Below are 11,817 nucleotides of genomic sequence, written 5' to 3' on the forward strand. Positions count from 1 at the left end.
CGCCCACCCACACCGGTGGCCGGGCGCGTGCTTTTTCCACCAGCGCCAGCTTCCGGTGGATGACGTGCACCGCCGACCGGGGCCGGGTGGCGTCCCGAATGCGACTGGGTTATTTCCCGCCTCATCGCGCACCGGCAGGGGTCCGGCCGCGCGTCTCGTGGGGTGTTCCGGTGGCGGTGCTGGTTTTCGGAAGGGGGACCTGGCTGGCCACGCTCCTGGCGGAGGTGGTCGCCGCGCACGCGCGCGCCCCTGTTCCGGTGGAATCCCCCACCACGTCCCCGCCTGCCTCCGGCCGAGCCCGGGGCCGCGCCTTCCTGCGCCGCACGCTGCGAGCGTCAGGGCTGGTGTACGGCACGCCCGTGCCGCTGCCCTCGCCGGTGGACGGAGGGGAGCCCTTCGACGTCCCGGCGCGCGCGGTGGAGGACGAGCTGTTCCACGCCGTGGTGCGCACGCTGGCGCGCATGGCGCTGGACCTGGCGCGGGTGATGGACGCGCCGGAGGGGCCCCGGGTGGAGCAGTTGCTGGTGCTCTTCGCGGTGCTCGCGGGGGAGCTGGAGCTGGCCCTGGCGCTGGACGCACGCCTGGCGGCCGGGTTGCCCGTGCCCCGGAGGATGGTGGGCCGGGTGGAGGACGCGCTCGACAAGCGGGCGCCGTCGCTGGCCGGGGACCCGGTGTATGGCCTGGTCTTGCACAACGGCGCGCAGTACGCGGACGCGCAGTTGTTCTGCCGGCAGGCCATCGACCTGTTCTCGCGCGGGCGGCTGTCGCGGGTGGTGGCGGAGCGACGGCTGGACTTCGCGGCGCGGCAGAAGGCGTTGCTGGTGGACGTGCTCACCGCGCTGTCGTGCGTGGACCGCGAGCCGGGACTTCCCGCGCGCCGCGCCATCCTCCGTCAGGTGGAGGGCCTGCGCCTGCCGCACGCGCTGGAGGGGGAGGTGAAGGCCGCGGTGCGCCAGTCCTTCGAGCGTAAGCGCGACGTGCGGGAGGTGGTGCGCCAGGTGCGCAGCATGGACATGCGCCACCTGCTGCTGGAGCAGACGTTGCTGGCGGCGCTGGTGGACGGCCGGCGAACGCGGCGGGAGCGGGCCTTCATCGACACGCTGGCGGGCGCGCTGCACGTGCCCCAGGCGGAGCTGCGACGTCTGGAATTGGAGATGGCGGAGTTCTACGCGCGGCACCGCTCGCTGGTGGATGTCTTCACCGTGTCGGACGCGGCGGGCGCCATGGGCGAGGACCTCATCACCGGCATGCAGGAGACGCTGGAGAAGAACTTCCACCGGCTGATGCAGGAGGCTCGCGAGACGGGCGACCTAGCGGTGCTGCTCACCAAGGCGGCGCGGCGCCAGAAGCTCACCGCCGACGAGCGGCAGCGCATGCGCGCCCAGCTCATCGACGTGGCGAAGGCCATCCCCGCGCTCGCCATCTTCGCCGCGCCCGGCGGCATCCTGCTGCTGGCGGCCCTGGCGAAGGTGCTGCCCTTCAGCCTGCTGCCCAGCTCCTTCCAGGACGGGCCCGCCGTCGTGGACCTGGACGTCGACGGCGAGGACACCGCCGAGCGCGAGGTGGGGTAGGACGCGCTCCCCGCGTGTCCCCTTCCCGCCGCGACGAATCAACCCAATCGTCACGATGCCCTGGATGCATCGGCGCGAGCGTATGCCTCCGGGTTCTCAACCCTGGAAGGGGCACGCATGCGTGGGTCGAAGCGGTTCGGGAAGTGCGCGGCGGTGACGGCATTCCTGTTCGTGGGGGGCTGTGGCCCGGCAGCGGACGACCGGGAGGACGTGCCCCGGGCATCCCTGGCCCTGGCGGCGACGCAGAGCACGTCGTTCCAGGATGGCGTGTCGCCGTCCACCGGCTACTCGGGCACCCGCGACGCGATGATTGAAGAGGAGGACTCCAATGCCAACCACGGGACGGACAGCAGCCTGTCCGCCAGCGGTGACACGCCCGCGGGCAGTGGCAACGAGAACGAGATCCTCTTCCAGTGGGACGTGTCCGCCATCCCCGCGAACGCGACCGTCCGCTCGGCCTCCATCGTCCTCACGGTGTCCGACAAGGCGGATCAGGCCTACGGCTTCTTCGAGCTGACCCGCTCCTGGACGGAGCGGCAGGTCACCTGGGAGCAGGCCGACAGCTCCCACGACTGGACGTCCAAGGGTGCGGATGGCACCGGTGACCGGAACACGGCCCTGCTGGGCTCCATCCGGGCCGCGTCGACCGGGACGTACACCGTGCCCCTCAACGCGCAGGGGCTCGCGGTGGTGCAGAAATGGGTGAGCACGCCTTCCAGCAACCACGGCGTGGTGCTCTCCGACAAGGACCACGACAACCGACTGGAGGTCCGCTCGCGCGAGTACTCCACCCGCTCCTCGCGCCCGAAGCTGATGGTGACCTGGGATGTGGACGGGCCCGGCCCGGCGCCGGGGAGCACGACCTATCCGGGCACCTGTGATGGCTCCGGCGGCGTGGCCCTGGATGGCACCCACTTCCTGAACTTCAACGACGAGTCACAGACGGCGCGCGTCTATGCACGGGGACAGGCGGTCGCTCCCGTGCAGACGCGCGACCTGAACAGCGCCCTGGGGCTGTCGTCGTCGGACGAGGCGGACTTCGAGGACGCCGCGCGCGTGGGCAATCGCATCTTCGTAACGACCTCCCAGGCGCGGAACAAGAACGGGGTGCTTCAGGCCTCGCGCTACAAGTTCTTCGCGCTGGACGTGTCCGGCACGGTGCCGCAGGCGTCGCTCCAGGTCGCGGGCGTGTCGTCGAACCTGCTCAAGGACATGCTGGATGCCCGCAACTGGAACCAGCCGGATGCGGCCGTCATCTCCCTGCTCGCGTCCCGTTCACGGCTGGCGGAGTCGACCGTGCCGGAGCTGGCGCCGAAGGAGCAGGGCACCAACATCGAGGGACTGGCCGCGCTGCCTTCGGGCGGGCTCGCCATCGGCTTCCGCAACCCGCAGGAGGGGACGAGCGCGCTGGTCGTCACGCTGACGAATCCGGACGCGGTCATCGCGGGTTCTCCGGCGCGGTTCGGCCAGGCCCTGCGTCTGGAATTGGGAGGCCAGGGGCTTCGAGGCATGGCGTGGTCGGACGCGCATCAGGCGGTGCTGCTGCTCAGTGGTCCCCATGACGAGAGCAGCGGTCCCTTCGCGCTCTGGAAGTGGAGCGGTGTCGCGGGCGTCGCGCCGGTGAAGGTGCGCGACCTGAGCGCCCCCACGGATTCGGCGCCGGAGGCGGTGATTCCCATTCCGGGGACCCAGGACGTGCAGATCCTCTTCGACATGGGCGCGCACCTCATCGGCGGCGGGGAGTGCAAGGCCGCCTCGGCCTCCAGCCAGTCCTTCATGGACCTCATCGTCCGGGTGGAGTGAGCGTCTCAGCGTGACACCCCGAGGGCGCTGACGCTGTTGAGGGACGGGCGGAGCGGTGCGAGCAATTGCTCCACCGCCGCGCGAGCACCCGGGCGGGAGACGTGCCCCACGTAGCCGTCCGGGCGTACCAGCACGAGCGCCCCCGGACCCACGTCGTAGGCCCGGTGCGCGTGTCCGTGGGCGTCGAGCAGGGCGTCGGCATCGCGGGAGGTGTCCTTCGTGCGGACGTGGAAGGCGCGCACGGTGTCGCCGAAGCGCGAGCGGGCCCACGCGGGTGTGTCCGCGTGCTCCGGCCCGAAGGCGAGCAGCGTCCAGTGGGGGCCGCGAAAGGCGTCGAACAGGCGCGAGGTGTTTCCCGTCGCGTCCACGCACGGCGCATCCGGAGCCCGGTCCCCCGCGCGCAGGCGGGACGTGTCGCCGTCCACCTGGGGTGCCAGCGGGCCGCCGCGATAGTGCAATCCCAACTGCCGCGTCTCCGCGCCCCGCTGCTGCGAACGCAGGCTGTTCTGGCGCAGTCCCTGGTAGAGCTTCGCGGACAGGCCGAGCACATGCGCGGCGATGGGCAGCCGCTCCGCCTCGTAGGTGTCGAGCAGGGACGGGGCCGCCCCGGCGAGGACGTGGCCCAGCTTCCAGCCCAGGTTGTAGGCGTCCTGCACGCCGGTGTTGAGGCCCTGGCCTCCGGCGGGCGGATGCACGTGCGCGGCGTCGCCCGCGAGCAGGACGCGGCCCACGCGGTAGCGGTCCACCATGCGCACGTTGGGGCGGTACACGGACAACCAGCTTGCATCGTGCAGGCGGAGTTTCGCGCCGGGGCGGGCCGCCTCCTGGAGGCGCTGGTCCAGCGCGGCCTCGGTCAATTCCGGCACGGTGCCACCGGGCTTCACCTGGAGGGCGAGCTGGAAGCGGTCCGTGCCGGGCAGGGGACACAACGCCACCATGCCGCCCTTCGCGAAGGGCCACACGTGCCAGTGGTCGCGGCCCAGGCCCTCCACGCGCACGTCGCCCACGACCATGCGCTCGGCTTCGTGTGTCTCCCCATGGAAGCCCACGCCCAGGGCCTTGCGCACGCGGCTGTGGCCTCCGTCCGCGCCCACCAGGTACTCCGCGCGCACGACCTCCGGAGCGCCGTCGTGGAGGAGGGTGGCGCTGACGCCTGAGTCGTCCTGGGTGAAGTCGGTGAGCGCGGTGCCGAACTCCACCGTGTGGCCGAGCGAACCCAATCGCTCGCGCAGGATGCCTTCGGTGCGGGCCTGCGGCACGAGCCAGGGGTCGGGATGGGGCACGTCGGGTGTCACGGCGTGGCGCGGCATCATCGTCCAGCGGCCCACGACGAAGCGCCGCCAGTGGATGCGAAGGCGGGGATAGGCATTGCCGGCCGCGAGCACGGCGTCCAGCACGCCCAGGTCCTCCAGCACCTCCAGTGTGCGCGGCTGGAGTCCCTTGCCGCGTGAGCCCACGAAGGGACCGGGGGCCGCGTCGATGATGCGGAGGGCGACGCCCCGGCGGGCGAGGTCGCAGGCGAGCGTGAGGCCCGTGGGGCCGGCGCCGACAATCAGCACCTGGACGTTCGTGGGGGGCATGGCCGTCTCTCCTGTCGCGAGGGGCCCTGGCGCCCCGGACGCGATGGAGAGGAGAATGTAAGGAAGTGCTTATGTTGTCAGCTTGCGTTCCCGAACCCGGAGTCCGCCATGCCGCGCGCGAAGCTTTCCCCTCGGAAGACGCCCTTGCAGGAGCGCTCGCGCGCGACGGTGGACGCGCTGGTGCAGGCGACTGCTGACATTCTGGTGCGCGACGGGTACGCGAAGCTGACGACCAACCGCATCGCGGAGCGCGCGGGCGTCAACGTGGCCTCGCTGTACCAGTTCTTTCCCGGCAAGGAGGCGCTGGTGGCGGAGGTGTCGCGCCGGCACGTGAAGGAGCAGCGCAAGGCGGTGCGCGAGGTGATGGCGACGCGGAGGTTCCAGGGCCTGGAGGACCTCGTCCGGACGCTGGTGTCCATGGGCTTCGCCGCGCACGCGGTGAACCCGAAGCTGCACCATGCGCTGACGGAGGAGCTGCCCGCGCGTCGAGCCCGGGCCCCGGATCCGGAGGACGCCCCGATGATGGAGGCGTTCCGCGAGTACGCCACCGACGTCCCGGACCCGGAGCTGGCGATGTGGCTCATCGACACGGTGTCCCACGCGGTCATCCACCGCGCGGTGGTGGAGCGCCCCGAGTCGCTGTCCCAGGGCGTGCTCCAGGAGGAGCTGGTGACGCTCCTCCTGCGCTACGTGAAGCGGAAGTGACGCGGGGGTTTCAGCGGCTCGACGCCGGACAGGTGCGAATGTCAGCCGATTGGGTAGGCTTGTCGACTCATGACAGATGAGAGGGGGATGCCATGAAGATCCTGATCGACACGAATGTGCTCATTCCGCTGGAGCCCACGTCGCCCGCGCAGATCGAGGCGTTGACGAAGCCCGCGACCACGCTGGTACGGACTCTCGAAGAGGCGGGTTATCAGCTCTTCGTCCATCCGTTCATGCAGGTGGAGATTGAACGGGACCGTGATGAGGAGCGACGCCAACTTCGTGAGTTGCTGCTCAAGAAATATCTTCCGCTTCCTGCTCCGCCGCCCATCCCCGAAGCCTGGGCGGAGATCCTGGGAAGTCCGGAGGCCCATTCTCGTGATTGGGTGGAACAGCATCTGCTCTCGGCTGTACGGTCGAATGCGGTGGGGGTGCTCGTTACCGAGGATCTTCGCCTTCACCGGGCCGCGAAGCGCGTCGGACTGAAGGAGCGCGTCGCGACGGTCAGTGAGGCCCTGGTATTCGTGCAGGGCCTGCGCGACACGGTCGCGCAGCCTCCGCCCGCGGTCGAATTCACGTTCGCGCATGCGGTCGAGGCGGAGGATCCCATCTTCGAGAGCCTGCGGGAGGACTACCCTCCCTTCGACGCATGGTTCCGCAAATGTCAGCAGGAACACCGGCGCTGTTGGGTGGTGCGAGGCGAGGGACGCCACCTGGCGGCGCTCTGCCTGATCAAGGACGAAGAGGGAATCCTGGGGTTCAAGGGGCGAACGCTGAAGCTCTGCACCTTCAAGGTTTCTACCCTGCATCAGGGGCGTCGGTTGGGGGAGCTTCTTCTCAAGAGCGTCTTCGAGCACGTCGCGAAGAACGGACATGCGTTCGTCTATGTGACGGCCTACGAACGCCAGGGTCCTCTCATCGCCATGCTGGAGGACTTTGGCTTCCGGGTGGAGGGGAAGCAGGAAAACGGTGAACTCATTCTCGTGAAGCCATTGAGGAGCGCGGAGACGCCCGAAGGTCTAGGACCGCTTGAGTTCCATGTGCGCTACGGGCCTCCCGCGATGCGGTTCGACACTTCGGCCTTCATCATTCCCATCGAGCCCCGGTTCCATCACCTGCTCTTCCCGGATGCGGATCCGCAACTGTCGCTCGACCCCGGAGTCCACTCCTTCGGCAATGGGCTGCGGAAGGTGTATCTGTGCCGGGCGCAGACCCGGCAGATCGAACCTGGAGCCCCGCTGCTCTTCTACTTGAGCCATTCCAGGAAGGCGGTGACGGTCATGGGCGTCGCGGAGCAGACGCTCGCCTCTTCCGATGCCAACCAGATCGCTGCTTCCGTGGGGAAGCGGACCGTCTTCCCCCTTCGCGAGATCGAAGCGCTGTGCTCGAATGGTGAAGTGCTCGCCATCCACTTCCGACAAGCGGCCATCCTGAAGGAGCCCCTCCTCCTGAATGACCTGTGTCGCCACGGAGTGCTCAACGGCCCTCCGCAGTCCATTACCACGGTCCAACAGGGAGGTCGTGAATGGCTCCGACAGCGCCTCGGGCTGTAGTCCTGCTGCCCATCCAGCCGCAGTACGCGACGCCCATCCTGAACGGGCTCAAACGCGTGGAGTTCCGCAAGCGCGCCTTCCGCCGGGAGGTCTCCCACGTCGTCGTCTACTCCTCGAGCCCGGTGAAGCAGGTCGTCGGATTCTTCGAGATCCTCGGCATCGACGAGGCCCCTCCCGCGCAGCTCTGGCGCCGCTATTCACGACAGGGGGCAATCCTGAAGGAGGACTACGACCGATACTTCTCTCAATCCGACGAAGGGGTCGCCATCCGCGTCGGGAAGGTGCACGTCTTCCAGAAACCCTTCCCCCTGGGGGACATCGCGCCGGATCTCCGCGCGCCTCAGAGCTATGCCTATCTGAGCGCGGATGATTTCACGAAGATTCGAGGCCGCAGGGCGCTCGTCACCTGACGCTCGGCGCGTGCCGCGTGCACCCCACCGGCCATCGTGCCAGTGGGGCGCTACGTGAAGCGGAAGTGACGCGGTGGCTTCAGCGGCCCGACGCCTGGGCGTCCACCGCGGCCAGCTCTTCCTTGCCGAGCTTCAGCTCCGCGCCCTGGGCGTTCTCCTCCAGGTGCTTCACGGAGGACGTGCCTGGGATGGGCAGCATCACCGGCGAGCGCTCCAGCAGCCACGCGAGGGCAATCTGCGAGGGCGTCGCGTTGTGCTTCTTCGCCACCGAGTCGAGCGTCCCGCCCGGCTTCGCCAGCCCACCGGTCGCCAGGGGGAACCAGGGGATGAAGCCCAGCTTCTCCTTCTCGCAGTAGTCCAGCACCTTCTCGTGCACGCGGTCGGTCAGGTTGTAGCGGTTCTGCACCGACACGATGTCCACCACCTTGCGCGCCCGCTGGATCTCCTCCACCGACACCTCCGACAGGCCGATGTGGCGGATCTTCCCTTCCTTCTGGAGCGCCTTCAGCTCGCCCAGCGACTCCTCCACCGGGACCTTCGGGTCGATGCGGTGCAACTGGTACAGGTCGATGCGCTCCAGCTTCAGCCGCCGCAGCGACAACTCCAGCTCCTGACGCAGGTACTTGGGCGCGCCCACCGGGTGCCACTCATTGGGGCCGGTGCGCACCAGGCCCGCCTTGGTCGCCACCACCACGCCCTTCGCGTACGGATGCAGGGCCTCCGCGATGATCTCCTCGCTGACGTAGGGCCCGTAGGAGTCCGCCGTGTCGATGAAGTCCACGCCCAATTCCAGCGCGCGCCGCAGCACGCGCACCGCTTCAGCCCGGTCCTTGGGCGGACCCCAGACGCCGGGGCCGGTGAGCTGCATGGCGCCGTAGCCCAGACGATGGATGGGCAGGTCGCCGCCCAGCTTGAAGGTGCCGCTCTTCTCCACGGGACGCGTTGAAGTGCCGCTCATGGTTCTTCCTCCTGGAAAGGGATGGCTGCTGTGAACTGAAGAAGGGGACGTCAGGACGCGGGGGGCGTCTGGTAGCGCCGGGCGAGGGTGTTCTTGTTGCCCCGGAACATTCCGGCTTCGGCCTGCGCCAGGGCCGCGAGCGCCTCCTCGGCCTCCAGCCCGGGCACGCAGACCGTCTCATTGCGCTCCAGCGCCAGCAGCGAGGCGGTGACGACGTCCTCCGGGGGCATCGCGCCGACGTAGCCGCCGTTGAACTCGGTGGCGGTCATGCCCGGACAGACCACCTGCGCGCGCACCGGCGTGTCGCGCAGCTCGCCCGCGAGCGTGCGCGTGAAGTGGACGAGGAACGCCTTCGCGCCCGCGTACGTGGCCCGGTGGGGCAGGGGGACCGGGGGCAGGGCACCGGAGAAGGCGAGCAGGGAGGCGACGTTGATGACCGCGCCCCGGCCCCGCGACAGCATGCCGGGCAGCGCCGCCCGGGTGGCCAACAGGGGCGCCAGGATGTGCAGGTGCGCAAGGCCCTCCAGCACCGCGGGCTCCACTTGCGCGAAGGGCCCGTAGCCGCCCACGCCCGCGTTGTTGATGACCAGGGTGATGTCCTCGCCGGCCGCGCGCTCGGCCACCCGGTGGATGTCCACGTCCGTCGTCAGGTCGGCTCGCATCACCTCCGCTCGGATGCCGTGCGCCGCGGTCAGTTTCTCCGCGAGCGCATGAAGCCGCTCTTCCCGACGGGCGATGAGCACCAGGTCATGGCCGAGCGCCGCCAGCCGCCGCGCGTACACCTCTCCGATTCCCGCGGACGTGCCCGTCACCAACGCGGTCCCTCGACTGCCTGCCATGCCTGCTCCCTGGGGAAGGTGGAGGCGGGGTTGTCGTGCCCCGCCGAGGTGAATGCTGGAGACGGGGACCGCCTCCGCGAAGCGCACGGGCCGCCGGTAACGCCAGGGCCGCACCCCTGCCCGCTGGGTAACGAGGGCAGGGCGTACGCGCAACCCGCTCGTGCGTCCTCCCAGCACAGCGGACGATTCCGTGGACCGTGCAACCGTCGCGGGACCGTCGAGAAGGGCACCGCGCCCCCGCGTGCTTCAGCCGAGCGCCTGGGTCGCCTGGGGCTCGTCGCGGAACTGCTGGTGGTAGAGGTCCGCGTACAGGCCCCCCTTCGCGAGCAGCTCCTCGTGCGTGCCGCGCTCGACGACGGCCCCCTGCTCCAGCACCAGGATGAGGTCCGCGTTCCGGATGGTGTTGAGCCGGTGCGCGATGACGATGCTCGTCCTGCCCGACAGGAGCCGCCCCAGCGCGAGCTGGATGAGCGCCTCCGTGCGCGTGTCGATGTTCGCCGTCGCCTCATCGAGGATGAGCACCCGGGGCTCCGCGATGACCGCGCGCGCGAACGCGAGCAGTTGCCGCTGCCCCTGGCTGAGCGTCGCGCCACCTTCTCCCAGCACGCTGTCGTAGCCCTGCGGCAGCCGGGTGATGAAGTCGTGCGCATGCACCGCCTTCGCCGCCGCCTCCACGTCCTCGCGGGTGGCGCCCGGCTTCCCATAGGCGATGTTGTCCGCCACCTTGCCGCTGAAGAGGAACGGCTCCTGGAGCACCATCGCCATCTGCTGGCGGAGGCTCGCGCGCGTCACCTGCCGCACGTCCTCCCCGTCGATGCGCACCGTCCCCGCCGTCACGTCGTAGAAGCGCGGCACCAGGCTGGCCACCGTCGTCTTGCCCGCGCCCGTGCGGCCCACCAGCGCCAGCGTCTGTCCGGGCTCCAGGTGGAAGGACACGTCGCGCAGCACCGGCCGCTCCGGGTCGTAGCCGAAGGACACCCTGTCGAACACCACCTGGCCCTTCAGCGTCCCCAGCGCCACCGCCGTCGGCGCGTCCGGCGGCTCCGGCGTCTCGTCGAGGATGCCGTAGATGCGCTCCGCCCCCGCCAGCGCGGACTGCATCAGCGTGGCCACCGACGCGGCCAGCTGCACCGGCCGGAAGAACTGCGCCACGTAGATGAGGAACGCGGCCACACCGCCCACCGTGAGCTGTCCGTCCAGCACCAGCACGCCGCCGTAGCCGATGACCAGCGCGGTGGACAGCGTGGACAGCAGGTCGATGGCCGGTGAGAACGCGGACGTGATGCCCACCGCCGCCACGTTCGCGTCGCGGTTGGCCGCGTTGCGGTCGCGGAAGCGCTCGATGTTCTTCTCCGTGCGGTTGAACGCCTGCGCCTGCCGCACGCCCCCAATCTCCTCCTGGAGGTTGGCCGTCACGTCGCCCACCGTCTGGCGCGTCTTGCGGTACGCATTGCGCGCCCGCGACGCGAAGAACCACGTGGTGAGCACGATGGCGGGGATGAGGGAGAAGCACGCCAGCGCCAGCCTGGCATTGAGCGCCAGCATCGCGATGAGCACGCCCACCAGCCCCAGCACCGACCCCAACAACTGCGTCAGCCCCTGCGCGAAGAGCTGGTTGAGCGTGTCCACGTCGCTGGAGAGCCGGCTCATCAGGTCGCCCAGCGGTCGCCGGTCGAACCACGCCAGCGGGAGTTGCTGGAGCCGCTCGAAGAGGCGCCGTCTCAGCTCCGCCAGCACCTTCTGCCCGGTGTGGCCCACCCGCCACGTCTGCGCCCGCTGCGCCAGCGCGCCCACCGCGTAGACGACGAGCAGCATCGCCAGCGTCCGCAGCAGTCCGCGTCCATCCCCCGAGCCGATGTCATGGTCGATGGCCCGGCTCACCAGGTACGGCCCCGCCGCCTGACACACGGCGCCCACCAGGATGAACCCCAGCGCCACGCCCATCAGGCGCGCATGAGGGCGCAGCTCGCCCACCAGCCGCCGCAGCACCTTGCCGCGCCGCTGCGCCCGGCCGGCCTCCAGCTCCGCCAGCGCCTCGATTCCGCCCGGCCGCCTCATGCCGCACCTTCCTGGCGCGCGGGCTGGAGCTGAGAGCCGAGGATGTCGTTGTACAGCTCGCTTGAGGCCCTCAAATCCTCATGCCGTCCCTTCGCGACGATGCGCCCCTCGTCCAGCACGAGGATGACGTCCGCGTCCCGCACGGTGCTGATGCGCTGGGCGATGACCACCGCCGTCCTGCGCTTGTCCCGCATCAGCGCGTCCAGCGCCCCCTGGATGGCCTCTTCCGTCTGGGCGTCCACCGCCGACGTGCTGTCGTCCAGGATGAGCAGGCGCGGGTCGGTGAGCAGCGCCCGCGCGATGGCCAGCCGCTGCCGCTGCCCGCCCGACAGCCCCACGC

At 70.0% G+C, this 11,817-nt stretch carries 10 protein-coding genes; 5 read left to right on the forward strand and 5 right to left on the reverse strand.

Features of this window, described 5'->3' with window-relative positions; genetic code table 11:
• Positions 1-170 precede the first annotated feature (170 nt).
• Together D7Y13_RS29635 and D7Y13_RS29640 are read left to right on the forward strand one after the other, a co-directional pair.
• Complete coding sequence (locus tag D7Y13_RS29635) at positions 171-1,571, forward strand: TerB family tellurite resistance protein (RefSeq protein WP_120585528.1); 1,401 nt, start codon at positions 171-173, stop codon at positions 1,569-1,571.
• Positions 1,572-1,688: 117 nt separating this feature from the next.
• Complete coding sequence (locus D7Y13_RS29640) at positions 1,689-3,374, forward strand: DUF3616 domain-containing protein (RefSeq protein ID WP_120585529.1); 1,686 nt, start codon at positions 1,689-1,691, stop codon at positions 3,372-3,374.
• Positions 3,375-3,379: 5 nt separating this feature from the next.
• Here D7Y13_RS29640 and D7Y13_RS29645 read toward each other — a convergent pair whose 3' ends face one another.
• Positions 3,380-4,954: an FAD-dependent oxidoreductase gene (locus D7Y13_RS29645; protein WP_120585530.1), complete on the reverse strand. Its 1,575-nt coding sequence runs from the start codon at positions 4,952-4,954 to the stop codon at positions 3,380-3,382.
• A 108-nt stretch (positions 4,955-5,062) separates the two neighbouring features.
• Between D7Y13_RS29645 and D7Y13_RS29650 the strand changes: the two genes are divergently transcribed.
• From D7Y13_RS29650 to D7Y13_RS29660, 3 genes are all read left to right on the forward strand, one after another.
• Positions 5,063-5,659 (forward strand): TetR/AcrR family transcriptional regulator, encoded by a 597-nt coding sequence (locus D7Y13_RS29650; RefSeq protein ID WP_120585531.1) that lies wholly within the window; start codon positions 5,063-5,065, stop codon positions 5,657-5,659.
• Between the two features lie 92 nt (positions 5,660-5,751).
• On the forward strand, positions 5,752-7,212 hold the full coding sequence (locus tag D7Y13_RS29655) for a GNAT family N-acetyltransferase (protein WP_120585532.1): 1,461 nt from the start codon (positions 5,752-5,754) through the stop codon (positions 7,210-7,212).
• On the forward strand, positions 7,185-7,622 hold the full coding sequence (locus tag D7Y13_RS29660; RefSeq protein ID WP_120537139.1) for an ASCH domain-containing protein: 438 nt from the start codon (positions 7,185-7,187) through the stop codon (positions 7,620-7,622). Before D7Y13_RS29655 ends, D7Y13_RS29660 begins: the two co-directional genes overlap by 28 nt.
• A 79-nt stretch (positions 7,623-7,701) precedes the next feature.
• On the opposite strand, the gene D7Y13_RS29665 is transcribed toward D7Y13_RS29660, so the two are convergent.
• The 4 genes from D7Y13_RS29665 to D7Y13_RS29680 form a co-directional block, all read right to left on the reverse strand.
• Entirely contained in the window at positions 7,702-8,580 is an 879-nt protein-coding gene (locus D7Y13_RS29665; RefSeq protein ID WP_120585533.1) for an aldo/keto reductase, read from the reverse strand.
• A gap of 50 nt (positions 8,581-8,630) precedes the next feature.
• Positions 8,631-9,419, reverse strand: coding sequence for an SDR family NAD(P)-dependent oxidoreductase (locus D7Y13_RS29670; RefSeq protein WP_120585534.1), 789 nt, complete (start codon positions 9,417-9,419; stop codon positions 8,631-8,633).
• A 246-nt stretch (positions 9,420-9,665) separates the two neighbouring features.
• Entirely contained in the window at positions 9,666-11,477 is a 1,812-nt protein-coding gene (locus tag D7Y13_RS29675) for an ABC transporter ATP-binding protein (RefSeq protein ID WP_120537136.1), read from the reverse strand.
• Positions 11,474-11,817: ATP-binding cassette domain-containing protein (locus D7Y13_RS29680; protein ID WP_120630841.1), on the reverse strand; the 344-nt coding region annotated here is incomplete at its 5' end. The genes D7Y13_RS29675 and D7Y13_RS29680, both read right to left, overlap by 4 nt.

This window comes from Corallococcus praedator, from assembly GCF_003612125.1.
GTDB classification, from domain to species: Bacteria; Myxococcota; Myxococcia; order Myxococcales; family Myxococcaceae; genus Corallococcus; species Corallococcus praedator.

Bases quoted from the DNA above. Each gene is read 5' to 3' on its own strand.
- D7Y13_RS29650 (WP_120585531.1), top strand. From the start codon at position 5,063: ATGCCGCGCGCGAAGCTTTCCCCTCGGAAGACGCCCTTGCAGGAGCGC.
- D7Y13_RS29675 (WP_120537136.1), bottom strand. From the start codon at position 11,477: ATGAGGCGGCCGGGCGGAATCGAGGCGCTGGCGGAGCTGGAGGCCGGC.
- D7Y13_RS29640 (WP_120585529.1), top strand. From the start codon at position 1,689: ATGCGTGGGTCGAAGCGGTTCGGGAAGTGCGCGGCGGTGACGGCATTC.
- D7Y13_RS29645 (WP_120585530.1), bottom strand. From the start codon at position 4,954: ATGCCCCCCACGAACGTCCAGGTGCTGATTGTCGGCGCCGGCCCCACG.
- D7Y13_RS29660 (WP_120537139.1), top strand. From the start codon at position 7,185: ATGGCTCCGACAGCGCCTCGGGCTGTAGTCCTGCTGCCCATCCAGCCG.
- D7Y13_RS29655 (WP_120585532.1), top strand. From the start codon at position 5,752: ATGAAGATCCTGATCGACACGAATGTGCTCATTCCGCTGGAGCCCACG.
- D7Y13_RS29670 (WP_120585534.1), bottom strand. From the start codon at position 9,419: ATGGCAGGCAGTCGAGGGACCGCGTTGGTGACGGGCACGTCCGCGGGA.
- D7Y13_RS29665 (WP_120585533.1), bottom strand. From the start codon at position 8,580: ATGAGCGGCACTTCAACGCGTCCCGTGGAGAAGAGCGGCACCTTCAAG.